Here is a 23,095-nt window from a genome sequence, read left to right as displayed (position 1 = left end):
GCCGCGGACCGCGGCGGCGGACCGGAGCCGTCGCGGTCCGCGGCGCTCCGTGATCACCGTGGTCGTCGCCGTGCTGCTGGCGCTGGGGATCGGTACCGGTGTCTGGTACATCAACTCCGGGCAGTTCACCCAGGTGCCCTCGCTGCTCGGCCAGACCGAGAAGAACGCCGAGCGGCGGCTCTCGGACGCCGGTCTGGAGCTCAAGGGTGTCGAGCGGTCCTACAGCGACACCGTGGAGCGCGGCAAGGTCATCGGCAGCGACCCGAAGTCCGGTGCCCGCGTCAGGGGCAACGACGCGGTGACGCTCGTCGTCTCGCGCGGCCCCGAGATCGTGGAGGTGCCCGACCTCAAGGACCTCTCGGTCGCCGATGCCAGGGCCGAGCTGAAGGAAGCCGGCCTGGTGCCCGGCATGATCACCAAGGAGTTCAGCGAGGAGACGGTACGGGGCGACGTGATCCGTACGGACCCCGTGGCGGGCACCGAGCGCCACGGGGACTCGGCGATCGCCCTGGTCGTCAGCAAGGGCGCCCCGGTGAGCGTCCCCGACGTCACCGGGCTGTCGGTGACGGACGCCACCGCCGCGCTGAAGGAGAAGGGGCTGAAGGCGAAGGTGCTGCCCGGCCGGGTCAATTCCCCGGAGGACGCGGGCGACATCGCCCGGCAGTCGCCGGGCGACGGCACCGAGGCCGCCGAGGGCGACACCGTGGAGCTGACGGTCTCCGAAGGGCCGCGCATGATCGACGTCCCGGACGTCACCGGCAAGGATGCCGACGAGGCCACGAGCCTGCTGGAGGACGCGGGCTTCGAGGTCAAGGTCGACCGCCCGTTCCTGTCCTTCAGCGACACCATCGCGAGCCAGTCCGTCGACGGCGGCAAGCAGGCCCCCGAGGGCAGCACCATCACCATCAAGACCAAGGGACTCTAAATCCACATGCGCAACCCAGTCGGCGGCCATGTTCCGGTGGCCGGCGGCCTCGCCAGGATCGGCCTCCCCTACGCCCGCGAGATGGGGGCGGAGGCCGTCCAGGTCTTCGTCGCCAACCCGCGGGGCTGGGCGACCCCCGTCGGCAATCCGGCCCAGGACGAGCAGTTCCGCGCCGAGTGCGCCGCCGGGTCCATAGCGGCGTACGTCCACGCCCCGTATCTGATCAACTTCGGATCGCACACCGCGGCGACGGTCGAGAAGTCCGTGGAGTCGCTGCGCCACTCGCTGCGCCGGGCCCGGGAGATCGGCGCCCTGGGCGTCGTGGTGCACACCGGATCGGCTACCGGCGGCCGGCCGCGCGAGCAGGCCCTGGCGCAGGTGCGCACGCACATGCGGCCGCTCCTGGACGAGCTGACCCATGACGACGACCCCTATCTGCTGCTGGAGTCGACCGCCGGGCAGGGGTTCTCACTCTGCTCGCGGACCTGGGACTTCGGCCCGTACTTCGACGCGCTCGACGCCCACCCCAAGCTCGGCGTCTGCCTCGACACCTGTCACATCTACGCGGCGGGCCATGATCTGACCGGCCCTGCGGGCATGCGGCAGACCCTGGATCTGCTGGTTTCGACGGTCGGCGAGGGCCGGCTGAAACTGATCCACGCCAATGACTCCAAGGACGTGGTGGGTGCCCACAAGGACCGGCACGAGAACATCGGCGCCGGGCACATCGGCGAGGGCCCCTTCCGCGAACTGTTCTCGCACCCGGCGACCGCGGGCGTACCGCTGATCATCGAGACTCCGGGCGGCAAGGAGGGCCACGCGGCGGACGTGGCCCGGCTGAAGGGGCTGCGCGACCGCTGATTCCCCATTGAGAAATACCCCACGGGGGTATACGGTTCCTGCTGTCGGCAGGAACCGCTACTCGGCATTGGGGGATCGCCATGCAGCACGACACGGACCACGGGCAGCACGGCCACCACGCGGACCGCACAAGCCATGCGGACCACTCGGGTCACATGCACCACTCGGACCACTCGGACCACGCAAGCCGCACGGACCACTCCGCCCACGCCGGCCATCAGCCCGGCAAGGTGGGCTGGGCCATGGCCGCGCGGGCCACGCTGCACTGCCTCACCGGCTGCGCCATCGGCGAGATCCTCGGCATGGTGATCGGCACGGCGTTCGGCTGGGGCAACATGGCCACGATGGTGCTCGCCATCGTCCTGGCCTTCTTCTTCGGCTACACGCTGACCCTGCGCTCCATCCTGAGGGCGGGCGTCGACTTCGGCACCGCCCTGCGGGTCGCCCTCGCCGCCGACACCCTGTCCATCGCCGTGATGGAACTGATCGACAACGGCGTGATCGCCCTGTGGCCGGGCGCCATGGACGCCGCCCTTTCCGACGCGCTGTTCTGGGGTGCGCTCGCGCTCTCGCTCGCCGTCGCCTTCGTCGCCACCACACCGGTCAACAAGTGGATGATCGGCCGCGGCAAGGGGCACGCGGTGGTGCACCAGTACCACCACTGAGGAACGGGCCGGAGCGGCCCGTGCGCCATCGGGTCAGAGCTCGGGGCCGTCCCCGGGCTCTTCCTGGTACGAGTAGCGCTGCTCGCTCCACGGGTCACCGATGTTGTGGTAGCCGCGCTCCTCCCAGAAGCCACGGCGGTCCGCCGTCATGTACTCGACGCCCCGGACCCACTTGGGGCCCTTCCAGGCGTAGAGGTGCGGCACGACGAGACGGAGCGGGAAACCGTGCTCGGCGGTGAGCAGTTCGCCGCCCTTGTGAGTGGCGAAAAGTGTTCGGTCCGAGGCGAAGTCGGAGAGCCGCAGATTGGAGCTGAAGCCGTACTCGGCCCAGACCATCACATGGGTGACGTTCGGCGCGGGCGGCGCCAGCTCCAGGACCGTACGGGCCAGAACCCCGCCCCATTCGGCACCGATCATGCTGAATTTCGTGACACAGTGCAGGTCGGCGACGACCGAGGCGAACGGCAGAACCGAGAACTCCTGATGGTTCCAGCAGTGCTTCTCGCCATCCGCGGTGGCCCCGAAGACCCGGAACTCCCAGCGGTCCGGCTTGAACTTGGGCACGGGCCCGTAGTGGGTAACCGGCCAACCACGCTGGAGTCGCTGTCCCGGCGGAAGCTCGGACTGCTCTGACGCGCGGTGTTCCCGGCTTTCCGGCTGACCCATGACTCCATGGTGACAGACAGGCAGGGGTGGTCCTGACCAGGGCAGGGGCGAATCCGGACAACTCACAGTAAGCCTGTACTTACTGGACGACCATCGGGCGCGATGACAAGATGCGGCCAACTTGTCCGGTCCACCGGTTGGAAGGAGCCTCTGCGATGCAGGGCGACCCCGAGGTCCTTGAGTTCCTGAACGAGCAGCTGACAGCAGAATTGACTGCCATCAATCAGTACTTCCTGCACGCGAAGATGCAGGACAACTTCGGCTGGACGAAGCTCGCGAAGTACACCCGCTCCGAGTCGTTCGACGAGATGAAGCACGCCGAGATCCTCACGGACCGCATCCTCTTCCTCGACGGACTCCCCAACTACCAGCGGCTGTTCCATGTGCGGGTGGGCCAGACCGTCACGGAGATGTTCCAGGCGGACCGCCAGGTCGAGGTGGAGGCGATCGACCGCCTCAAGCGCGGGATCGAGCTGATGCGCGGCAAGGGCGACATCACGTCCGCGAACATCTTCGAATCGATCCTGGAGGACGAGGAACACCACATCGACTATCTCGACACCCAGCTGGAACTGGTCGAGAAGCTCGGCGAAGCGCTCTATATCGCCCAGCAGATCGAGCAGCCTGACAGCTAGGGCCTCTCGTTCGGATCAGGCCGACGGGAGTGGTCAGGCCGCGTCGGGGAGCGGGATTCCCGGAGCCACGCCCGGGGCGATGCCGGGAACGATGTTCGGGGCGGTCCCGGGCGCGGCCTCCGTGGCGGAGTCGGCGGCGGTGCCGGGCGTCCGCTTCCGGTCCAGCAGTTCGCGGCGCGGACACGCGCCTCGGCCGAGCACGGCCTGGATGGCCCGGACGCAGCCGCCGCAGTCGGTGCCCGCCTTGCAGGCGGAGGCTATCTGCCTGGGCGTGCAGGCCCCGGCGTCCGCATGCTCCTTGACCTGCTTCTCCGTGATGCCGAAGCAAGAGCAGACGTACACGCGGTTCACCTCCCGGCGGGATCGATCGTTCACTGCCACCCCGTCTACCGGTGAGGCTAACCTAACCTTACCCGGCACGGAAGGCGTTGAAAGCCCCCGAACGCCCTGTGGGGCACGGATCACATCGATCCGTGCCCCACAGTCGTACGCGCGCCACCTGCGGTGATTGCCTACTGGTCCCGGTACATCTCGGCGACCAGGAACGCCAGGTCGAGCGACTGGCTGCGGTTGAGCCGCGGGTCGCAGGCCGTCTCGTAGCGCTGGTGCAGATCGTCCACGAAGATCTCGTGTCCGCCACCGACGCACTCGGTGACGTCGTCACCGGTGAGCTCGACATGGATGCCGCCCGGGTGCGTACCGAGGGCCTTGTGCACCTCGAAGAAGCCCTTGACCTCGTCCAGGACGTCGTCGAAGCGACGGGTCTTGTGGCCGGAGGCGGCCTCGAAGGTGTTGCCGTGCATCGGGTCGGTCACCCACGCCACGGTGGCGCCGGAGGCGGTGACCTTCTCGACCAGGGCCGGGAGCTTGTCGCGGACCTTGTCGGCGCCCATGCGGACGATGAAGGTCAGCCGGCCGGGCTCGCGCTCGGGGTCGAGGCGTTCGATGTAGCCGAGCGCCTCGTCGACCGTGGTCGTCGGGCCGAGCTTGATGCCGATGGGGTTGCGGATCTTCGAGGCGAACTCGATGTGCGCGCCGTCCATCTGGCGCGTGCGCTCACCGATCCAGACCATGTGGCCGGAGGTGTCGTACAGCTCGCCGGTGCGCGAGTCGGTGCGGGTCAGCGCCGACTCGTAGTCCAGCAGCAGGCCCTCGTGCGAGGCGTAGAACTCGACCGCCTTGAACTCGGCCGGATCCGTTCCGCACGCCTTCATGAAGTTCAGCGCGTTGTCGATCTCGCGGGCGAGCGCCTCGTAGCGCTGGCCGGACGGGGACGACTTCACGAAGTCCTGGTTCCAGGCGTGCACCTGGCGCAGGTCGGCGTAGCCGCCGGTGGTGAAGGCACGGACCAGGTTCAGCGTGGAAGCGGATGCGTGGTACATCTGCTTCAGCCGCTCCGGGTCCGGGACGCGGTCCTTCTCGGTGAAGGCGAAGCCGTTGACGGAGTCGCCGCGGTAGGTCGGCAGGGTGACGCCGTCGCGGGTCTCGGTCGGCTTGGAGCGGGGCTTGGAGTACTGACCGGCGATCCGGCCCACCTTGACGACGGGCACGGAGGCCGCGTACGTCAGGACGGCACTCATCTGGAGCAGCGTCTTCAGCTTGGCCCGGATGTGGTCGGCCGACACGGCGTCGAAGGCCTCGGCGCAGTCACCGCCCTGCAGCAGGAACGCCTCGCCCTTGGCGACGGCTCCCATGCGGGCGCGCAGCTGGTCGCACTCGCCCGCGAACACGAGGGGCGGATACGACGCGAGGTCCGCGAGTACATCGCGCAGAGCCTCGGCATCGGGGTACTCGGGCTGCTGCGCCGCGGGAAGGTCTCGCCAGGTGTTGCCACCGGCGACGGAGGTATTGGCGTTCACGGTCACAACGCCAACATTACGGGGTCCGGCGGTGGGTCCATCCGCAAGCTCAATAGTTGAGACGCGCGCTCGGACGGCAGCGGCGTCCGCTAGGGTTCTGGACATGTTCGCGCAGACAAACCAGAACTGGTGGTGGACCGCTCATCCGGCGGCCCACTGACAATCGCGCGCGACAGACCACGCGAAGGCCGCCCGAGGGGCGGCCTTCTCCGCGTTTTCGGGAGCCGTTCCTCCATCCGGAAGGAACACCCCCATGTCCCACCGCACCGCCGCCGTCGTCCGGCGGCTCCTGAACGACGACTGCCCGCCCTTCGCGCTGCTGCGCAGGCGCACCCCCGGCCGTGACCAGGACACCGTCGAGGTGCTGATCGGCCGGGTGCGGGAGGCGGACCGGCTCGCCGGTCTCCCCGTCGGTGAGCTGCCCTCGCTCGCCCTGGTGCCGTTCCGGCAGATCGCCGAGCGCGGTTTCGATGTGCGCGACGACGGGACGCCGCTGTCCGTGCTGGTCGCCGACGAGACGTACGAGCTGCCGCTCGCCGAGGTGCTGGACCACCTGCCGGTCCGGGACGTGCGGGTCGAGGGCGGCGCGTTCGATGTCGGGGACGAGGAGTACGCCGGGATCGTCCGGCGGGTCGTCGAGGACGAGATCGGGCAGGGCGAGGGCGCGAACTTCGTCGTCCGGCGGACCTTCCGGGGACGGATCCCCGGCTTCGGCCGGGCCGACGCGCTGGCCCTCTTCCGGCGGCTGCTGGCCGGTGAGCGCGGCGCGTACTGGACCTTCGTCGTGCACACCGGGGCCAGGACGCTGGTCGGCGCCAGCCCCGAGGTGCATGTGCGGATGTCGGGCGGGACGGTCGTGATGAACCCGATCAGCGGGACGTACCGCTACCCCGCCGAGGGCCCGACCGCGGAGAGCCTGCTGGCCTTCCTCGCCGACCGCAAGGAGACCGAGGAGCTCTCCATGGTGGTCGACGAGGAGCTGAAGATGATGTGCACCGTCGGCGACATGGGCGGGGTGGTGATCGGGCCGCGGCTCAAGGAGATGGCCCATCTCGCCCATACGGAGTACGAGCTGCGCGGGCGCTCCTCGCTGGATGTGCGGGAGGTGCTGAAGGAGACCATGTTCGCGGCGACGGTCACCGGCTCCCCGGTGCAGAACGCCTGCCGGGTCATCGAGCGGTACGAGCCCGGCGGGCGCGGCTACTACGCGGGGGCCCTGGCGCTGCTGCGGCAGGAGCCGGGCGGGGCGCAGACCCTGGACTCGCCGATCCTGATCCGTACCGCCGACATCTCGGCCGACGGCGAGCTGCGGGTGCCGGTCGGGGCGACGCTCGTACGACACTCCGATCCGGACGGCGAGGTCGCCGAGACCCATGCGAAGGCGGCCGGCGTGCTCGCCGCGCTCGGGGTGCGGCCCGGCCGGCCGGTGGACGAGGCGGCCCGGCCGCGGCTGGCGGGCGACCCCCGGGTGCAGGCGGCGCTGGAGGCCCGGCGGGACGGTCTCGCGCCGTTCTGGCTGCGGATGCAGGAGCGCACCCACGAGCTGTCCGGGCGGGCGCTGGTGATCGACGGGGAGGACACCTTCACCGCGATGCTGGCGCATCTGCTGCGCTCCTCGGGGCTGGAGGTGTCGGTGTGCCGTTACGACGAACCGGGGCTGCGCGAGCTGGTGCGGGCGCACGAGGGTCCCGTCGTGCTGGGTCCCGGGCCGGGGAATCCGGGCGACACCGCCGATCCGAAGATGCGGCTGATGCGCGGGCTGGCCGCGGAGCTGGTCCGTGATCACCGGTACGGCCTGCTCGGGGTCTGCCTCGGCCATGAGCTGATCGCGGCGGAGCTGGGGCTGGAGATCGTCCGCAAGACCGTGCCGTACCAGGGCGCGCAGACCCGGATCGAGCTGTTCGGACGGCCGGAGACGGTGGGGTTCTACAACAGCTTCACCGCGCGCTGCGACGAGGCGGTGGTCACCGAGCTCGCGGCGCACGGTGTCGAGGCGAGCGTGGACGCGGCCACCGGTGAGCTGCACGCGCTGCGCGGGCCGGGCTTCGCCTCGGTGCAGTTCCACCCGGAGTCGGTGCTGACGCTGCGCGGCGCGGGGATCGTGGCCGAGCTGCTGGCGGCGCTGCCGGTGGCCGGCTGAAGGGGGGGGCGGGACCCCGGGGCGGTCCGGGGTCTCAGCTCGCCGGGAGCGCCGGGACCAGGACGTTGTCGCTGCGCCGGCCGGCCAGGTAGTCGGCGACGTTCCGCACGGTGGTGTCGATGATCTGTCCCACCGCGTCCTCGGTGTAGTACGCCTGGTGCGAGGTGACGATGACGTTCGGGAAGGTGACGAGGCGGGCCAGGGTGTCGTCGTCGATGCCCTCCAGCGACTTGTCGAGGAAGAAGAGCCCGGCCTCCGCCTCGTACACGTCGAGTCCGACGCCCAGGAAGCGGCCCGCTCGCAGCTGGGTGACGAGCGCGGTGGTGTCGATGAGTCCGCCGCGGCTGGAGTTGACCAGGATGACGTCGTCCTTCATCCGGATCAGGGCTTCCTCGCCGATGATGTGGTGGGTCGAGGGCAGCAGCGGGACGTGCAGGCTGATCAGGTCGGACTCGGCGAGCAGCTGTTCCTTCTCCACGTACTTCATGCCGAGCGCGACGCAGGCGGGGTTCTCGGCGACGTCCCAGCCGAGCAGCTCCATGCCGAAGCCATGGGCGATACGGGTGAAGGCCTCGCCGATCTTTCCGGTGCCGATCACGCCCGCCGTGCGGCCGCGCATGTCCCGGCCGAGCAGTCCGTCGAGCCGGAAGTCGAAGTCGCGGGTGCGGCTCGCGGCCCGGATGATCCGGCGGTTGACGGCCATCGCGAGGGTCCAGGCGAATTCGGCGACCGAGTAGGGCGAGTAGGAGGAGACCCGGGCGACCCGCAGGGCGAGGCGCTCGGCGACGTCGAGGTCGATGTTGTTGAAGCCGGTGGAGCGCTGGGCGATCATCTGCGTGCCGCCCGCCGCCAGGGTCTGCAGGACTCTGCCGCCCAGGTCGGCGTTGACGCTGGTGGAGATGATCTCGTAACCCGCCGCGATGGGGGCGGTGTCCCTGTTCAGGAAGACGTCCAGGCAACGGACCTCGTGCTGCCCGGCGAAGGCCTTCTCGATCAGCGGCTTCTCGTCGGACTGCACACCGAATGCCAGGATTTCCACGACTTCTCCCGTTCGTCGCACGATCAGCGGATCAGGGGCATGGGCCGTTCATCGCGAATATACGGCCCATGCCACTGCCCCGCCGCTCGGCCGAACGGGGCGGCCGGCAGCCTGCTCAGGGGTGCTCAGGCGTCGTCGAGGCCGCGCTCGATCGCGTACCGCACGAGCTCCACGCGGTTGTGCAGCTGGAGCTTGCCCAAGGTGTTCTGCACGTGGTTCTGCACGGTGCGGTGCGAGATGACCAGCCGCTCGGCGATCTGCTTGTAGGAGAGCCCCTTGGCGACCAGTCGCAGCACCTCGGTCTCGCGCTCGGTGAGCTGCGGGGCCTTGGGCTCGTCGGAGGCGACGGGGGTGGGGTCGGAGGCGAGCCTGCGGTACTCGCCGAGGACCAGTCCGGCCAGGCCCGGTGTGAAGACGGGGTCGCCGACGGCGGTGGAGCGCACGGCATCGGTCAGCTCCTGCGTACTGGCCGACTTGAGCAGATAGCCGGTGGCACCGGACTTGACCGCTTCCAGTACGTCGGCGTGCTCGCCGCTCGCGGAGAGCACCAGCACCCGCAGCCCCGGGTGGGAGCCGACGAGCTCCTTGCAGACCTGGACGCCGGGCATGCCGGGCAGATTGAGGTCGAGTACGAGGACATCGGGGGTGACGGCCTTCGCCCTGCGGACCGCCTGCGGTCCGTCACCGGCGGTCGCCACCACGTCGAAGCCCGACTCGGAAAGGTCACGGGCGACGGCGTCGCGCCACATCGGATGGTCGTCCACCACCATCACCCTGATGGTCCGCTCCTCGGCGGTCCGGGTGTTCTCCGTGCTCATCTCGCTGATCCTGCCTTCCCCCGTGAAACCTTCGGAACCTTCAACTCGACCTCGGTGCCCTGGCCGGGCACCGAGACCAACTCCGCCGTACCGCCCAGGTCACGCAGCCTCCCCCGGATCGACAGGGCCACCCCCATCCGCCCCTCCCCCTCGGCCTGGGCGAGCCGTCCCTCCGGGATGCCGGGGCCGTCGTCCCGGACCGTCACGATCACCTCGTCCGGCCAGTCCTCGACCAGGATCCAGGCCTGGGCATTCTCCCCCGCGTGGACCCTGACATTGTCCAGGGCGGCACTGACAGCGGCCGCCAGCTCCATCGCGGCCGCGGGAGCGAGCAGCACCGGGGCGCCCGGCTCCGCGAAGCTGACCCGGGAGCCGACGTGCGGGGCGAGCAGGGAGCGCAGATCGCAGTCGGTCCGGCCGGACGGTTCGTCGTCGACCTCCACGCTGCGGACCACGGCGCCCTGGGCGGCGTCCTCGGAGACCCGGGTGGTGGGGACGAGGCCGCTGGAGACCAGGGTGCGCAGGGCGACCTCCTGTTCCCCGGCCATCCGGCCCAGCTCGGCCGCCTCCCCGCCGAGCGCGGTGCCGCGGCGCTGCACCATCGCGAGGACCTGGAGCACGCTGTCGTGGATGTCCCGGGCCAGCCGTTCCCGCTCGCGGGTGGCGGCCTCGATCTCCAGGGCGCGTGCCAGGGTGCGCTCACTGGCCCTGGCCACCTCGACGACGTACCCGATCGCGATGGAGGCGACCCAGACCAGCAGTACGTTGTGGAAGGTGTCCCGGCTGGGATCGCCGCGCTCGACGATGTTGGCGACGGCGACGAAGGTGGAGGCGAAGGCCGCCCAGCGCCAGCCGCCCTTGATCGCGAAGGCCAGCACGGAACCCGCGGTCCAGATGGACGGCAGTGTCGGGCCGTCGACCTGCTGGGCCTCGAAGTCGGCGAGCGGGGTGAGGAGTATCCCGGCCAGGGCGATGGTCAGATCGGCGCCGAGGAAACGCTTGGTGCAGGCGGCGGCGCCCACGACCTTCGGAAGGGTGGCGAGCGTCCAGACCACCATCACCGCCAGGAAGACGACGGCCACCCACGGCCGGTCGTACTTCTCCCGGCCGAAGACGGAGAGCAGGACCGCGTACAGCATCGTCAGGATGCGGTACGCCGTCAGCGCACTCCACAGCGGCTCCTCGACCGACATCCGTACGACGCGCTCGCGCCTGGCCATGTCCCCCACCCCCCGGACGGCAGCGGCGCGCTCACACGCCGTACCGTTCCTTCAGCCTTGCGTTCCGGGCTCGGTGCCCTTGTGCTTCTCCGCCTCGGCGCGGCGTTTCGCCTCGTCCGCGATCTGTCGCTTGGCCGCCGTCGCGTAGATGTCGACGTACTCCTGACCGGAGAGCTTCATGATCTCGTACATCACCTCGTCGGTGAGCGAGCGGAGGATGAAGCGGTCCCCGTCCATGCCGTGGTAGCGGCTGAAGTCGAGCGGCTTGCCGATCCTGATCCCCGGGCGCATCAGCTTGGGCACGACCTGGCCGGGCGGCTGGATCTTCTCCGTGTCGATCATCGCGACGGGGATGACGGGCGCTCCGGTGGCCAGCGCCACCCTGGCGAGCCCGCCGGGCTTGCCGCGGTAGAGACGGCCGTCGGGCGAGCGGGTGCCCTCCGGGTAGATACCGAAGAGGCCGCCGCTCTCGATGACCTCGATGCCCGCCTTGATGGCCGCCTCACCGGCGCCGCGGGCGCCCGAGCGGTCCACCGGGAGCTGGCCGACGCCCTTGAAGAAGGCCGCGGTCAGCTTGCCCTTCACACCGGGTGCGGTGAAGTACTCGGACTTGGCGATGAAGGTGACCTTGCGGTCCAGGACGGCCGGCAGGAAGAAGGAGTCGGAGAACGACAGATGGTTGCTCGCGAGGATCGCCGGCCCCTGCGCGGGAATGTTCTCCAGGCCCTCCACCCATGGCCGGAAGGCGAGCTTGAGTGAGCCGCCGATGGAGAACTTCATTGCGCCGTAGATCAACTCGGGTGCCTCCTGTGTGCTGTCCGACAGACCTTAACCCGTGGGGCGCCCGCGCTCCCGCCCGGCACGGAGCCGATACGGCGGCCGGAGGCGGTGACGGCCCTGGTCGGTGTCAGCCCGGTCGCGTACGGTGAAGTAATCCTTCTGCACTCCCCCCTTTCGCTCCCCTTCGAGCCTCACGAACAGGAGACCCCGGTGCCGGTCCTTCCTGGAGCCGAGCCGTTCCGCCACGAGGGCGGAGAGGTCGGTGTCCTTCTCTGTCACGGATTCACCGGCTCCCCGCAGTCGCTGCGCCCCTGGGCGCACTATCTGGCGGAGCGCGGGCTCACCGTCTCGCTGCCCCTGCTGCCGGGGCACGGCACCCGCTGGGAGGACATGCAGCTCACCGGCTGGCAGGACTGGTACGCGGAAGTGGACCGGGAGCTGCGCGCCCTGCTGGAGCGGTGCAGCCAGGTCTTCGTCTTCGGGCTGTCCATGGGCGGCGCGCTGACGCTGCGCCTCGCGGCGAAGCACGGGGACGCGATCAGTGGCCTGGTGCTGGTCAACCCGGCGAACAAGGTGCACGGCCTGTCGGCGTACGCGCTGCCGGTCGCCCGCCATCTGGTGCGGACCACGAAGGGCCTGGCGAGCGACATCGCCCTGCCGGGCTCCGAGGAGGTGGGGTACGACCGGGTGCCGCTGCACGCGGCGCATTCGCTGCGGAATTTCTTCCGCCTGGTCGACGCCGAGCTCCCCCAGGTCACCCAGCCGATCGTGCTGCTGCACAGCCCGCAGGACCATGTGGTGCCGCCCGCCGACTCGGCCCGCATCCTCAGCCGGGTGTCGTCGACGGACGTCGAGGAGATCCTGCTGGAACAGAGCTACCACGTGGCGACGTTGGACCACGATGCGGAGCGGATCTTCGACGAGAGCCACCGGTTCATCGGCCGCCTCGCCCCGAGCGTCGGAAAGAAGGGGAGCACGTCAGGTGGCTGAGCACGACGCGGAGCGCGCGGGCAGCGAGGAGGAGCGCGAGCCCCTTCCCGCGGAGGGAGCGGCCGTGCCCGACGACGGCACGGGCCCGCAGGACACCGCTGCCCGGGAGGCGGCGCCGGGCGCCGACGGCAGCCGGCCCGAGCCGTCGGTCGACGAGGACGCCGCGTGGCAGGCGATCGTCGCGGGGTACGGCGAGGAGCCGCCGGACCCGCCGGGCACCAAGCCGTTCCGGTCCATCGAGGATCTCGCGCTGCTGGAGGACGACCGGCCCGGCGTCCTGGACCCCGACAAGGGGCTGGGGAAGAAGTCCGCGAAGCCGCCGGAGAAGCCGCTCGGCAGCTCGGTCGTGTTCGCCCCCGGCGTCGGGGGCCCGCGCGACTACGAGGTGGCGGAGCCGAAGGACGACGATCTCGACGACAGCGACGAGGGGCATTTCGTCCCCCCGGAGCCGCCGCCGCTGCCGGAGGCCGATGTCACGGCGAAGTTCGCCTGGCTCGCGGTCGTCGGCGGTCCGGTGCTGATGCTGCTCGCGGTGCTGCTGCGGTGGGACATGACCTGGTGGCTCACGACGATCTGCATCGGCGGCTTCCTGGGCGGTTTCGTCACCCTGGTGGCACGGATGAACGACGACGACGAGGACGGCGACGACCCCGGGCGCGGGGCGGTGGTCTGAGGCGGGCGCTGCGGCGGGCGGGCAGCCGCCCGCTCAGGGCCTGATCGCGGGCACCCGCAGCGCCGCCAGCACCGGCAGATGGTCGGTGGCCGCCCGCAGGTCCGCGTCGGTGACACCGGGCAGCCCGGCGGGGACACCGCAGCCGAGCACCTCGATGCCTTCCGTCGCGAAGACCGCGTCGATGCGCCGTCGCGGGTCGTCCGCCGCATAGGTGTTCTCCTCGCCCCAGGGCCGGACCGCCCAGCAGTCCTGGAGCCGCTCGGCCAGCCCCCGGAACGCGGCTCCGGTCGGTACGTCGTTGAGGTCGCCGGCCGTGATGGCGTGCTCGACGCCCATCTCGCCCAGCTGTTCCAGCAACAGCGCCGTCTGGGCCAGGCGTTCGTCGCGCTGCAGGCTCAGATGGAAGCTCAGCAGACCGATCCGGGTGCCCGCGATCCGTACCACCGACGTGGCGAAGCCCCTGCGGTGCAGACCGGGGGTGAGCGGCAGCAGCACGTCCTGGGTCCGCTCCACGGTGGCCCGCAGCGAGCAGAGCAGCAGCGGCCCGGCCGCGGTGGCGCCGCCGCTGAGGATGACCAGGTCGGTGCGGGCCGCGAGCCAGGCGGCCCGCTTGCGCCAGCGGAAGAAGCGCGGGGCCTCCTGGATGAAGACCAGGTCGGGGGCGCAGGCGCTGATGACGCGGGCCAGTGCCTCGCGGTCGTCGCGCATCGACCGGACGTTGTAGCTGAGCACTCGGATGACGGCCGAACCATCCGGCTCGGTACGGGAGTCGGGCAGTGGCGTCAGGACCATGTGGCTCACGATACGACGGACGCCCGCCGCTCCCACAGGGGCGCGACGGGCGTCCGGTTCGGTCCGGTCCCGTTCGGCTCAGCCCTGGCGGGCCAGGTCGGCCGCGCCCACCAGTCCGGCCTCGCCGCCCAGTTGGGCCGCGAGCACCTGGGCGTGCGGACGCCATTCGCCGCCGATCAGCCAGCGCCGGAACGACTTGCGGATCGGGTCGAGCACCAGCTCGCCCTCGTCCGACACACCGCCTCCGACGATGAACGCGGACGGGTCGAAGAGCGAGGCGAGGTCGGCGAGTCCGGCGCCGGCCCAGCGGGCCAGCTCGCGGAACGAGTCGACCGCGACCGGGTCGCCCTGCCGGGCGGCCCGGCTGATGTGCTTGCCCTCGATGCCGTCCACCGTGCCGTCGCCGAGCGACAGCAGGGTCGTGGCGTTCTCGGGGGTGGCGTTGGCGCGCTGCTTGGCGTACCGGACGAGCGCGCGCCCGGAGGCGTACTGCTCCCAGCAGCCCTGGCTGCCGCAGCCGCAGAGCAGACCGTCCGGGACGACCCGGATGTGGCCGAACTCGGCGGCCACGCCGAAGCGTCCGCGGCGCAGCTTGTTGCCGATGATGATGCCGCCGCCGAGGCCGGTGCCGAGCGTGATGCAGATGACGTCGTCGTGGCCCTGTCCGGCGCCGAAGCGGTATTCGCCCCAGGCGGCGGCGTTGGCGTCGTTCTCGACGACCACGGGAAGGCCGACGCGCTGTTCGACCTTGTCCTTCAGCGGCTCGTGCCGCCAGTTGATGTTCGGCGCGAACAGGACGGTGGCGCGCTTGTCGTCGACGTATCCGGCCGCGCCGATGCCGACCGCGTCGATCCGGTGGCCCTCGCTCGCGCCGGACACCGCCGCCGCGATCGCGTCCACGATGCCTTCAGCCGTCGGCGGGGTCGGCACCTTGTGCGTCGAGAGGATGCGGCCCTCTTCGTCGACCACTCCAGCCGCGATCTTCGTGCCGCCGATGTCGACGCCGATGGTGAGTCCCATGAATCCCTCAGTTCCGGTCGAGCCCCGCTGGGGCCAACCGTACCCGAGCCGGGGCCCGGCCCTTTCGGTGCCGGTCAGTCCAGGTCGATGTGCTCGCCCGCGGCGGGGCCCTCGTCACGGGGGTCGGTGGGGTCGTCGGCCTTCTTCTCGGTGCCCGCGGGGTCCCCGGCGCCCTGGGTCCAGCGGCGTTCCTGGCCCTCGACGGCGGAGCGGTAGGCGGCGAGGAGTTCGCTGCCGGCCGCGGCGATGTGGTCGAAGACGTCCGGATTGCGCTCGATGACGGGCTCGACCGCGGACTTCGCCTGCTTGATGATCTGCTGCACGGTGCCCTGGGCCGCCGCACCGAACAGCGGCGACTGGAGGGACGAGACCTTGTCGGCCACGGCGTCGACCAGCTTGCGCAGTTCCTCGGCGGCTGAGCCGGGCGGCGGGCCGTACTGGTCGCGGCGGCGGGCCTTCTCCGCTTCCAGGTCCTCGGCGCAGGCCTTCGCCCACGCGTCGTCGTCGACGGGACGATCGGTGGCATCGCTCATGGCGGACTCCTGCGACGTGGTGTGCCGGCGGCCCGGCATACGGGGCACGTACTACCGACGTTACCCGAACCGTGGAGCGCCGTTCAGTCCGTCCTCGGCCACAGCCCCGGGTCCGGGGTGAACCGGACCCGGAGCACCCCGTCGGTGAGGGCCGCGCCGGAGACGGTGCAGCGGCGCAGCCCGGACTCCAGCGGGACGATCCGGTGGAACGGGCCCACGGTGAGCAGCAGTTCGTCGCCGCGGCGGACCAGCTGGAGGTCCTTCTTGGCGGCGCCGGGCAGCGGCAGGCACCAGACGAGGACCGGGTCGCCGTCGCCGGACGGCGGGACGTTCACGATCCGGGCGCCGGGCAGCAGCCCGTCGAGGCCGTCCGGGGCGCCGGGGCTCTCGATCCACCAGGGGTCGTCGGCCCGGCCGGGGCTCCGCGCGTCCGGTTCCGAGGCCAGTCCGTCGCCCCCGAAGAGGCCGCCGCCGGTGCCCGCCGCCTCGAAGACGGTGCAGGCGGCCGTGGTGTCGAGGCGGACCAGGTCGTCGAGGCCCCTCGGGTCGCGGCCGAGGTGGGGCACCTCGCACAGCGCGGCCTCGGGGACCCACTCCTCGTACCAGCGGTCGACGGTCTTCTCCTGCTGGGCGGCGAGCTCCGCGAACCAGGGGTCGGCCGAGTGCCTGGGCAGCACCCGGTTGACCGCGAGGGTGTCGACCCGCAGTCCGTGCAGGGCGAGGCCGGTGCGGGCGGTGCGCAGGGCTTCCTCTGCGGCGGGGCCGGGCTCCGCGACCAGCCGGAGCGTGGTGTTGCGGTCCTCGATCAGGGCCTGGACGGCGGCCAGCTCGGCGTCCCTGCGGGCGGCCGCCTCGTACAGCCACTGGGCGGGCATGGGCACACCGGCGAGCTGGGCGAGCATCGGGCGCAGGGCGCGGGCGGCCTGGCGTTCGGGGGGGAGCAGCCGGCGCAGATATCGGCGCAGCTGCTCGGGGAGGGCGAGCAGGGCGAGTGCCTCGCGCAGCGGTGGCAGGTCGACGACGAGGAGCTCGTGGCCGCGGCGCGACCAGTCGCCCTCGGCCGCGCGGCGCAGGGTGTGCAGGAGGGCGAGCTCGGTGCTGCCGGGGAGTTCGGTCAGTTCCTCGCCGTCCAGCCGGTTGCCGCCGAGCAGGTCGAGTACGGCGGAGGCCTGGTCCTGGAGGGCGAGGAGTTCCTCGCGGAAGTGCTCGCCGGAGTCGATGCGGGCGGACCACAGCCCGTCGGTGACCTCGGTGGGTCCGGTGCCGTCGGGGAAGCCGGGTATGCCGTCGGCGGTCAGCAGCAGGGTGCGGCGGCCGCGGCGGGCGGCGGCCAGCGCGGTCGCCGCCGCGACGGTGGTACGGCCGGCGCCGCCGGGGCCGGTGACGAGGACCGTACGCATCGGGTCAGGCCTTCGGGACGGACTCGACGCGCTTCTTCAGGCCGGCCAGGGCCCGGTCGATGATGACCTTCTCCGCCTTGCGCTTGATCATGCCGAGCATCGGGATCTTGACGTCGACGGTCAGCCGGTAGGTGACCTCGGTGCGGTCGCCGTCGCCGAGCGGGGCCAGTGCGTAGGAGCCGTCGATGGCGCGCAGCATCTGGGACTTGACGAGGGTCCAGCTGACCTCGTAGTCGCCGATCCAGGTGTAGGCGAGTGTGTGGTCGTCCTTGATCGCTCCGGCGTCGAGGACGAGGCGGACCTTCTCGGCGCGGCCGTGGTCGTCGGTGGAGAGGACCTCGGCCTCCTTGACCTCGCCGGTCCACTCCGGATAGCGGGCGAAGTCGGCGATCACTCCCATGACGTCGGCCGGCGCCGCCTCGATCGTGATGCTCGAGCTGGTGTGTTCAGCCATCGCCGTGGCTCCTCCAGTGCGGTGTACCGGTGCGTCGGCAGAGGCCTGCCGTCAGAAGGCTATCGCGTGCGCGCGGCACCTCGTCCCAGGGTCCGGTGCCGGTGCGGTGCGCTCACCACTCCAGGGCCCAGGGCCTGCCGGTGGACGCGAAGTGACCGACGTTCACGCACTCGGTGGCGCCGATCCTCATCCGGCGGACCAGCGGCTGGTGGACGTGGCCGAACAGGGCGTACCGGGGGCGGGTCCGGCGGATGGCGTCCAGCAGGGCCCGGCTGCCGCGCTCGAAGCGGCGCGCCACGGTGTCGTACGTCAGCTCGGGCACCTCGGGCGGGATGTGGGTGCAGAGCACGTCGACCGGGCCGATCGCCTCGATCTTCGCCGCGTACTCCTCGTCGCCGATCTCGTACGGGGTCCTCATCGGGGTCTTCAGGCCGCCGCCGACGAAGCCGAAGACCCGGCCGCCGATCTCGGCCCGTTCGCCGTCCAGGACGGTGGTGCCGGGGTGTGCGTACTCGGGCCACAGGCCGGGGATGTCGACGTTGCCGTAGGTGGCGTACGTCGGTGTGGGGAAGGCCGCGAAGAGCGCGGCGTACTGCTTGCGCACCGCCGAGACGATCGCGGCGTTGCGGTCCATGCCCTTCCACAGGCCGCGGCCGAACTCGCGGGCCTCCTCGAAGCGGCGCTCGGTGCGCAGCGCGACGATCCGGTCGGCGTTCTCCACACCGAAGAGGTCGGGGAAGATGCCGCGCGAGTGGTCGGCGTAGTCGAGGAAGAGCACCAGGTCACCGAGGCAGACCAGCGCGTCGGCGCCGTCCCCGGCGCGGGCCAGCGCCTCGGTGTTGCCGTGCACGTCACTGACCACGTGGATGCGCGTGCGCTGTCGGGTGTTGTCCGGTCCGGCTCGCATGACGATCACCCTAGGGGCTGTCCGGCCACCTGAGTAGAGGCCGCCGGACCTGCGAATATCGCCGCCCGGTCACGCGGGTGGACTACTGTGCGCCCAAGGATCACGGTTGTGTGTGACGCATAAGACATCTGGCCGGAACCCCCTATCGGGAACCGAGTACTGGTGGGTAACGTCCGGGCAGTCCAGTCGTGCTCACCCCACTGAGCACCTGCCAATCTTGGACCGCAGCCGGTGCGTCACACAGAGCCGTGGCACCGGAGCCCGATGAGGAGCAGCAGTCTTGCGCGAGTTCAGCCTTCCGGCCCTGTACGAGGTCCCCTCGGACGGCAACCTGACGGATCTCATCCGCCGCAATGCCGCTCAGCATCCCGATGTCGCGGTGATGAGCCGCAAGGTGGGGGGCCGGTGGACGGATGTCGACGCCACGCAGTTCCTGGCCGAGGTCAGAGGCGTCGCCAAGGGTCTGATCGCGGCGGGTGTCGAGGCCGGCGACCGGGTGGCCCTGCTCTCGCGCACCCGCTACGAGTGGGTGCTGCTCGACTTCGCGATCTGGAGCGCGGGCGCGGTCACCGTCCCGGTGTACGAGACCAGCTCGCCCGAGCAGATCCAGTGGATCCTCGGTGACTCCGGCGCCACGCTGTGTCTCGTGGAGTCCGAGGCGCACCAGGCCTCCGTGGTCTCCGTCCAGGCCGGCCTGCCGGCCCTGAAGGGCATCTGGCAGATCGAGGACGACGCGATCCGCGGGCTGACGGCGACCGGGCAGGACGTCTCGGACGAGACGCTGGACCTGCGGATGGCGAGCGCCAAGGCGGACGACCCGGCCACCATCGTCTACACCTCGGGCACCACCGGCCGCCCCAAGGGCTGTGTGCTCACGCACCGCAGCTTCTTCGCCGAGTGCGGCAACGTGGTGGAGCGGCTGAAGCCGCTCTTCCGTACCGGCGAGTGCTCCGTGCTGCTCTTCCTGCCCGCCGCGCACGTCTTCGGACGGCTGGTCGAGGTGGCCTCGGTGATGGCTCCGATCAAGCTCGGCTGCGTACCGGACATCAAGCACCTCACCGATGAACTGGCCTCGTTCCGGCCGACGTTGATCCTCGGTGTGCCGCGGGTCTTCGAGAAGGTCTACAACGCGGCGCGCGCCAAGGCGCAGGCCGACGGCAAGGGCCGGATCTTCGACAAGGCCGCGAGCACCGCGATCGCGTACAGCCGTGCGCTGGGCACCCCCCAGGGCCCGCCCCTGGGTCTGAGGCTGAAGCACCGGATCTTCGACCGGCTGGTCTACGGCAAGCTGCGCGCGGTGCTCGGCGGGCGCGGTGAGTACGCGATCTCCGGCGGCGCGCCGCTGGGCGAGCGGCTCGGCCACTTCTACCGGGGGATCGGCTTCACGGTCCTGGAGGGCTACGGCCTGACCGAGACCTGTGCGGCCACCGCCTTCAACCCGTGGGACCGGCAGAAGATCGGTACGGTCGGCCAGCCGCTGCCCGGTTCGGTCGTGCGGATCGCGGACGACGGAGAGGTGCTGCTGCACGGCGAGCACCTGTTCACCGGCTACTGGAACAACGAGGCGGCCACGGCCGACGCGCTGGCCGACGGCTGGTTCCACACCGGTGACATCGGCACGCTCGACGAGGACGGCTACCTCGCGATCACCGGCCGCAAGAAGGAGATCATCGTCACGGCGGGCGGCAAGAACGTCGCTCCCGCGGTGATCGAGGACCGGATCCGGGGCCACGCCCTGGTCGCCGAGTGCATGGTGGTCGGCGACGGGCGGCCGTTCGTGGGCGCGCTGGTCACCCTGGACGAGGAGTTCCTGGGCCGCTGGGCCGAGGAGCACGGCAGGCCGTCCGGCTCGACGGCCCGGTCGCTGCGCGAGGACCCGGAGCTGCTGGCCGAGGTGCAGCGGGCCGTGGACGACGGGAACGCGGCTGTCTCCAAGGCGGAGTCGGTGCGCAAGTTCCGCATCCTGGACACGCAGTTCACCGAGGAGGCGGGCCACATCACGCCGTCGCTGAAGCTGAAGCGGAGTGTGGTGGCGAAGGACTTCGCGGACGAGATCGAGTCGATCTACCGGGGCTGACCCGGTATCCGTACGCGAGAGGGCCCGCACGGCGTGTGCGGGCCCTCTCGCGTACGTGGCTCAGAGCAGCGCCCGCAGCCGTTCGGCGAGCAGGTCCCAGCGCCACTTCTCCTCGACCCAGGCCCGGCCCCGCTCCCCCATCCGCTGCCGCAGCTCCGGGTCGTGGAGCAGGGTGACGATCCGGTCGGCCGTCTCCTCCACGCTGCCGCCGCGCACCACCCACCCGGTCTCGCCGTCGAGCACCGCGTCGGGCGCGCCGCCCGAGTCGCCCGCCACCACCGGCAGACCGGTCGCGGAGGCCTCCAGGAAGACGATGCCGAGCCCCTCCACGTCCAGGCCGCCGCGACGGGTCCGGCACGGCATGGCGAAGACGTCGCCCGCGCCGTAGTGGGCGGGCAGCTCCTCCCACGGCACCGGTCCGGTGAACCGCACGGACTCCTCGACCCCGGTCTGAGCGGCCAGCCGCTTCAGCTCCTTGGCGTACGGTCCGCCGCCGACGATCAGGAGTACCGCGTCCGGCACCTGCGCCAGGATCGCGGGCATCGCGAGGATCAGTGTGTCCTGGCCCTTGCGCGGCACGAGCCGTGACACACAGACGACGACGGGCCGGTCCGCGAGGCCGAGCCCGGCCCTGACCCGGTCCCCGCCCGATCCCGGGTGGAAGGTCTTCTCGTCGACACCGGGCGGCAGTTGAGCCATGCGCGCCGCGGCCCCGGGACTGAGCGCGGGGGCGATCCGGGAGCGGGTGTACTCCCCCAGATAGGTGATCGTGTCCGTGCCCTCGCCGATCCGTCGCAGCAGCTGCCGGGCCGCGGGGAGCTGGGCCCAGCCCGCCTCGTGCCCGTGGGTGGTGGCGACCAGGCGGCGGGCGCCGGCCCTGCGCAGCGCCGGTGCCATCAGCCCGAGCGGGGCCGCGGCGCCGAACCAGACGGAGGTGCAGCCGTGTTCGCGCAGCAGCCGGACCGCGCGCCGGGTGACCCGGGGGGTCGGCAGCAGCATCGTCGTCGGGTCGCGCACCACGGTGAACGGCTGCTCGGCGTCGAAGGCGGCGGTGGCCGCGACTCCTTCGGCGGTCCGCTTCCAGGTGGAGGCGTAGACGACGATCCGTCCGGGGTCCAGGCGCAGCGCCATGTTGTGCAGAAACGCCTGGATGCCGCCGGGGCGGGGCGGGAAGTCGTTGGTCACGATCAGGGTCTTGTCCATCCCGGCCGACAGTACCGGGCATTCCGTCCCCGATGGCTCCCGCACCGGCCGTGCGGGCATCATGGCTCCTCATACCCACCGGGCAACGACCGGCGAATGACGAATACGGATGAGGGTTCATGACGGGATCGACCGGCGCACGGCTCGCCGCCGCGGCGGTGTGGGCCCTGACCAGGGTCGCGCTGCTGCTCTTCGTCACCAAGGTGATCACCCTGCCCGGACCGGACGTGACCAGCGATGTCTCGGTGATCTACCACGGCTGGTCCGAGGTCCTGAAGACCGGTACGTATCCGGAGTCCGACGTCACCTGGCAGTACCCGCCGCTGGCCGCGCTGGCCGTCCTCTCCCCCGCGCTGCTGCCGTTCCTGGACTACGCCTCTGCCTTCTTCGTCCTCGCATTCGTGTGCGACGGGCTGGTGCTGGCGCTGCTGCTGTACGCGGGCCGGGGCGGCGGCCGGTCGGTGGCGGGCACCTGGGTGTGGGTGGCGGGGGTGCCGCTGCTCGGCACGACCGCGTACGCCCGTTACGACGTGATGGTCACGGCGGTGGCGGTGGCGGCGCTCCTGGCGGGGCTGCGGCATCCGCGGGTGATGGGGGTGCTGGCCGCGGTCGGTGCGCTGCTGAAGGTGTGGCCGGCGCTGGTCCTGGCCGGTACGGCGCGCGGCCGGCGCACGCGGCTGGCGTGGACGGCCGCGGCGGTGACGGCGGCCGGGCTGCTGGTGGGGTGCGCCGTGGCGATGCCGGGGGCGCTGGCCTTCCTCGGCGCCCAGCGCGACCGGGGCACCGAGGTCGAGTCGCTGGGCGCGCTGGTCTTCCACGTGGCGCGGCAGTTCGGCTGGCAGGGGCGGGTGGAGTACCACTACGGCTCGATGGAGTTCCTGGGTCCGTACGTGCCACTGGTGAGCACGCTCGCCCTCGGTCTGTCCGTGCTCGCGTTCGGCTGGCTGCTGATGTGGCGGCTGCAGGCCCGTGACTTCGGCGCGAGCACCCCGGCGGACGCGGCGTTCGTGGCGGTGCTGCTGTTCACGACGACGAGCCGGGTGATCAGCCCCCAGTACATGCTGTGGCTGGTCGGTCTTGCGGCGGTCTGCCTGGTGTTCCGCGACAGCCGGATGGTGCTGCCGGCCGGTCTGGTGCTGCTGGCGACGGGGGTCACCCAGTGGGAGTTCCCGCTCGGGTTCACGCACGTGGTGACCAGCGACACGACCGGCGTGACGCTGATGGTCCTGCGCAACGGCCTGCTGGTCGCGGCGACGCTGATCGCCTGCCGCCGGCTGTGGCGGCGGACGGTCCCCGGGGCGGCGCGCGACGACCGCGGGGCCGCCGTGCGGCCTGGTCCCGGCCGGGAGGCGGAGCCGGTCGGCTCCTAGGGTCTTTCGTACAACGCGGCGAGTGTGCGTGCCAGGCCCCGCGAGCCCGGCGTGATCCAAACGAGCGG

General features: G+C 71.2%; 24 protein-coding genes. 10 read left to right on the top strand and 14 right to left on the bottom strand.

From position 1 onward, the window contains the following. The 3 genes from ACWCPY_RS04465 to ACWCPY_RS04455 form a co-directional block, all read left to right on the top strand. The coding region (locus ACWCPY_RS04465; protein WP_451262810.1) for a PASTA domain-containing protein at window positions 1-925 on the top strand (925 nt) is incomplete at its 5' end. Between the two features lie 6 nt (window positions 926-931). Further along, the gene (locus ACWCPY_RS04460) at window positions 932-1,786 is read left to right on the top strand and encodes a deoxyribonuclease IV (protein ID WP_451262809.1); all 855 of its coding nucleotides are present in this window, start codon (window positions 932-934) and stop codon (window positions 1,784-1,786) included. An 80-nt stretch (window positions 1,787-1,866) separates the two neighbouring features. Then, window positions 1,867-2,451 carry a DUF4396 domain-containing protein gene (locus ACWCPY_RS04455; RefSeq protein WP_451262808.1) on the top strand — a complete coding sequence of 195 codons (585 nt, stop codon included), beginning with the start codon at window positions 1,867-1,869 and terminating at the stop codon, window positions 2,449-2,451. A gap of 33 nt (window positions 2,452-2,484) precedes the next feature. On the opposite strand, the gene ACWCPY_RS04450 is transcribed toward ACWCPY_RS04455, so the two are convergent. Continuing rightward, window positions 2,485-3,117: a sulfite oxidase-like oxidoreductase gene (locus ACWCPY_RS04450; RefSeq protein WP_329815408.1), complete on the bottom strand. Its 633-nt coding sequence runs from the start codon at window positions 3,115-3,117 to the stop codon at window positions 2,485-2,487. Window positions 3,118-3,272: 155 nt separating this feature from the next. Here ACWCPY_RS04450 and bfr point away from each other — a divergent pair, with 155 nt between their 5' ends. Then, window positions 3,273-3,752 (top strand): bacterioferritin, encoded by a 480-nt coding sequence (gene bfr / locus ACWCPY_RS04445; protein WP_329920115.1) that lies wholly within the window; start codon window positions 3,273-3,275, stop codon window positions 3,750-3,752. Window positions 3,753-3,785: 33 nt separating this feature from the next. On the opposite strand, the gene ACWCPY_RS04440 is transcribed toward bfr, so the two are convergent. After that, window positions 3,786-4,094, bottom strand: a complete 309-nt coding sequence (locus ACWCPY_RS04440; protein ID WP_451262807.1) for a (2Fe-2S)-binding protein — start codon at window positions 4,092-4,094, stop codon at window positions 3,786-3,788. A gap of 170 nt (window positions 4,095-4,264) precedes the next feature. Beyond that, window positions 4,265-5,611 (bottom strand): class II 3-deoxy-7-phosphoheptulonate synthase, encoded by a 1,347-nt coding sequence (locus ACWCPY_RS04435; RefSeq protein WP_403771024.1) that lies wholly within the window; start codon window positions 5,609-5,611, stop codon window positions 4,265-4,267. Window positions 5,612-5,714: 103 nt separating this feature from the next. Between ACWCPY_RS04435 and ACWCPY_RS04430 the strand changes: the two genes are divergently transcribed. Further along, window positions 5,715-5,771, top strand: a complete 57-nt coding sequence (locus ACWCPY_RS04430; protein ID WP_107408160.1) for a trp operon leader peptide — start codon at window positions 5,715-5,717, stop codon at window positions 5,769-5,771. A 93-nt stretch (window positions 5,772-5,864) separates the two neighbouring features. Next, window positions 5,865-7,751 carry an anthranilate synthase family protein gene (locus tag ACWCPY_RS04425; protein ID WP_451262806.1) on the top strand — a complete coding sequence of 629 codons (1,887 nt, stop codon included), beginning with the start codon at window positions 5,865-5,867 and terminating at the stop codon, window positions 7,749-7,751. A 34-nt stretch (window positions 7,752-7,785) separates the two neighbouring features. Here ACWCPY_RS04425 and ACWCPY_RS04420 read toward each other — a convergent pair whose 3' ends face one another. From ACWCPY_RS04420 to ACWCPY_RS04405, 4 genes are all read right to left on the bottom strand, one after another. Further along, on the bottom strand, window positions 7,786-8,790 hold the full coding sequence (locus ACWCPY_RS04420; protein WP_451262805.1) for a 2-hydroxyacid dehydrogenase: 1,005 nt from the start codon (window positions 8,788-8,790) through the stop codon (window positions 7,786-7,788). 125 nt (window positions 8,791-8,915) lie between these two features. Then, window positions 8,916-9,608, bottom strand: coding sequence for a response regulator (locus ACWCPY_RS04415; protein WP_451262804.1), 693 nt, complete (start codon window positions 9,606-9,608; stop codon window positions 8,916-8,918). Next, window positions 9,605-10,828 (bottom strand): MacS family sensor histidine kinase, encoded by a 1,224-nt coding sequence (gene macS, locus ACWCPY_RS04410; protein ID WP_451262803.1) that lies wholly within the window; start codon window positions 10,826-10,828, stop codon window positions 9,605-9,607. Before macS ends, ACWCPY_RS04415 begins: the two co-directional genes overlap by 4 nt. A 51-nt stretch (window positions 10,829-10,879) precedes the next feature. Continuing rightward, window positions 10,880-11,623, bottom strand: a complete 744-nt coding sequence (locus tag ACWCPY_RS04405; RefSeq protein WP_451262802.1) for a lysophospholipid acyltransferase family protein — start codon at window positions 11,621-11,623, stop codon at window positions 10,880-10,882. A gap of 195 nt (window positions 11,624-11,818) precedes the next feature. Between ACWCPY_RS04405 and ACWCPY_RS04400 the strand changes: the two genes are divergently transcribed. Together ACWCPY_RS04400 and ACWCPY_RS04395 are read left to right on the top strand one after the other, a co-directional pair. Beyond that, complete coding sequence (locus ACWCPY_RS04400; RefSeq protein ID WP_451262801.1) at window positions 11,819-12,598, top strand: alpha/beta hydrolase; 780 nt, start codon at window positions 11,819-11,821, stop codon at window positions 12,596-12,598. Beyond that, the gene (locus ACWCPY_RS04395; protein WP_451262800.1) at window positions 12,591-13,271 is read left to right on the top strand and encodes a hypothetical protein; all 681 of its coding nucleotides are present in this window, start codon (window positions 12,591-12,593) and stop codon (window positions 13,269-13,271) included. The genes ACWCPY_RS04400 and ACWCPY_RS04395 overlap by 8 nt, the downstream gene beginning before the upstream one ends. Before the next feature lie 33 nt (window positions 13,272-13,304). Here the strand turns inward: ACWCPY_RS04395 and ACWCPY_RS04390 are convergent, their stop codons facing one another. The 6 genes from ACWCPY_RS04390 to ACWCPY_RS04365 form a co-directional block, all read right to left on the bottom strand. Next, window positions 13,305-14,063 carry an endonuclease/exonuclease/phosphatase family protein gene (locus tag ACWCPY_RS04390; RefSeq protein ID WP_451262799.1) on the bottom strand — a complete coding sequence of 253 codons (759 nt, stop codon included), beginning with the start codon at window positions 14,061-14,063 and terminating at the stop codon, window positions 13,305-13,307. Window positions 14,064-14,141: 78 nt separating this feature from the next. Continuing rightward, complete coding sequence (locus ACWCPY_RS04385; RefSeq protein WP_451262798.1) at window positions 14,142-15,083, bottom strand: ROK family glucokinase; 942 nt, start codon at window positions 15,081-15,083, stop codon at window positions 14,142-14,144. Window positions 15,084-15,157: 74 nt separating this feature from the next. Next, the gene (locus ACWCPY_RS04380) at window positions 15,158-15,616 is read right to left on the bottom strand and encodes a DUF5304 domain-containing protein (RefSeq protein ID WP_451262797.1); all 459 of its coding nucleotides are present in this window, start codon (window positions 15,614-15,616) and stop codon (window positions 15,158-15,160) included. Window positions 15,617-15,699: 83 nt separating this feature from the next. Then, a complete protein-coding gene (locus ACWCPY_RS04375) occupies window positions 15,700-17,016 on the bottom strand; it encodes an ArsA family ATPase (protein ID WP_451262796.1) in 1,317 nt (438 codons plus the stop codon). A 4-nt stretch (window positions 17,017-17,020) separates the two neighbouring features. Beyond that, window positions 17,021-17,470, bottom strand: coding sequence for an SRPBCC family protein (locus ACWCPY_RS04370; protein ID WP_072483258.1), 450 nt, complete (start codon window positions 17,468-17,470; stop codon window positions 17,021-17,023). 112 nt (window positions 17,471-17,582) lie between these two features. Then, entirely contained in the window at window positions 17,583-18,377 is a 795-nt protein-coding gene (locus ACWCPY_RS04365) for a metallophosphoesterase family protein (RefSeq protein WP_451262795.1), read from the bottom strand. Window positions 18,378-18,657: 280 nt separating this feature from the next. On the opposite strand from ACWCPY_RS04365, the gene ACWCPY_RS04360 reads away from it, so the two are divergent. Further along, window positions 18,658-20,454, top strand: a complete 1,797-nt coding sequence (locus tag ACWCPY_RS04360; RefSeq protein ID WP_451262794.1) for an AMP-dependent synthetase/ligase — start codon at window positions 18,658-18,660, stop codon at window positions 20,452-20,454. Window positions 20,455-20,514: 60 nt separating this feature from the next. Here ACWCPY_RS04360 and ACWCPY_RS04355 read toward each other — a convergent pair whose 3' ends face one another. Then, complete coding sequence (locus tag ACWCPY_RS04355) at window positions 20,515-21,657, bottom strand: glycosyltransferase family 4 protein (RefSeq protein WP_451262793.1); 1,143 nt, start codon at window positions 21,655-21,657, stop codon at window positions 20,515-20,517. Between the two features lie 119 nt (window positions 21,658-21,776). Here ACWCPY_RS04355 and ACWCPY_RS04350 point away from each other — a divergent pair, with 119 nt between their 5' ends. Beyond that, a complete protein-coding gene (locus ACWCPY_RS04350; RefSeq protein WP_451262792.1) occupies window positions 21,777-23,027 on the top strand; it encodes a glycosyltransferase 87 family protein in 1,251 nt (416 codons plus the stop codon). Window positions 23,028-23,095 lie beyond the last annotated feature (68 nt).

It is taken from the genome of Streptomyces sp. NPDC002403 (assembly GCF_053593015.1).
This window is presented reverse-complemented; position numbering and strand designations above follow the sequence as displayed.

What these genes read in the sequence shown, in the direction of transcription:
- ACWCPY_RS04450 (WP_329815408.1), bottom strand. Translation starts at nt 3,117, where the DNA reads ATGGGTCAGCCGGAAAGCCGGGAACACCGCGCGTCAGAGCAGTCCGAG.
- bfr (WP_329920115.1), top strand. Translation starts at nt 3,273, where the DNA reads ATGCAGGGCGACCCCGAGGTCCTTGAGTTCCTGAACGAGCAGCTGACA.
- ACWCPY_RS04365 (WP_451262795.1), bottom strand. Translation starts at nt 18,377, where the DNA reads ATGCGAGCCGGACCGGACAACACCCGACAGCGCACGCGCATCCACGTG.
- ACWCPY_RS04385 (WP_451262798.1), bottom strand. Translation starts at nt 15,083, where the DNA reads ATGGGACTCACCATCGGCGTCGACATCGGCGGCACGAAGATCGCGGCT.
- ACWCPY_RS04375 (WP_451262796.1), bottom strand. Translation starts at nt 17,016, where the DNA reads ATGCGTACGGTCCTCGTCACCGGCCCCGGCGGCGCCGGCCGTACCACC.
- ACWCPY_RS04370 (WP_072483258.1), bottom strand. Translation starts at nt 17,470, where the DNA reads ATGGCTGAACACACCAGCTCGAGCATCACGATCGAGGCGGCGCCGGCC.
- ACWCPY_RS04455 (WP_451262808.1), top strand. Translation starts at nt 1,867, where the DNA reads ATGCAGCACGACACGGACCACGGGCAGCACGGCCACCACGCGGACCGC.
- ACWCPY_RS04350 (WP_451262792.1), top strand. Translation starts at nt 21,777, where the DNA reads ATGACGGGATCGACCGGCGCACGGCTCGCCGCCGCGGCGGTGTGGGCC.
- ACWCPY_RS04390 (WP_451262799.1), bottom strand. Translation starts at nt 14,063, where the DNA reads ATGGTCCTGACGCCACTGCCCGACTCCCGTACCGAGCCGGATGGTTCG.
- ACWCPY_RS04380 (WP_451262797.1), bottom strand. Translation starts at nt 15,616, where the DNA reads ATGAGCGATGCCACCGATCGTCCCGTCGACGACGACGCGTGGGCGAAG.
- ACWCPY_RS04425 (WP_451262806.1), top strand. Translation starts at nt 5,865, where the DNA reads ATGTCCCACCGCACCGCCGCCGTCGTCCGGCGGCTCCTGAACGACGAC.
- ACWCPY_RS04355 (WP_451262793.1), bottom strand. Translation starts at nt 21,657, where the DNA reads ATGGACAAGACCCTGATCGTGACCAACGACTTCCCGCCCCGCCCCGGC.
- ACWCPY_RS04460 (WP_451262809.1), top strand. Translation starts at nt 932, where the DNA reads ATGCGCAACCCAGTCGGCGGCCATGTTCCGGTGGCCGGCGGCCTCGCC.
- macS (WP_451262803.1), bottom strand. Translation starts at nt 10,828, where the DNA reads ATGGCCAGGCGCGAGCGCGTCGTACGGATGTCGGTCGAGGAGCCGCTG.
- ACWCPY_RS04415 (WP_451262804.1), bottom strand. Translation starts at nt 9,608, where the DNA reads ATGAGCACGGAGAACACCCGGACCGCCGAGGAGCGGACCATCAGGGTG.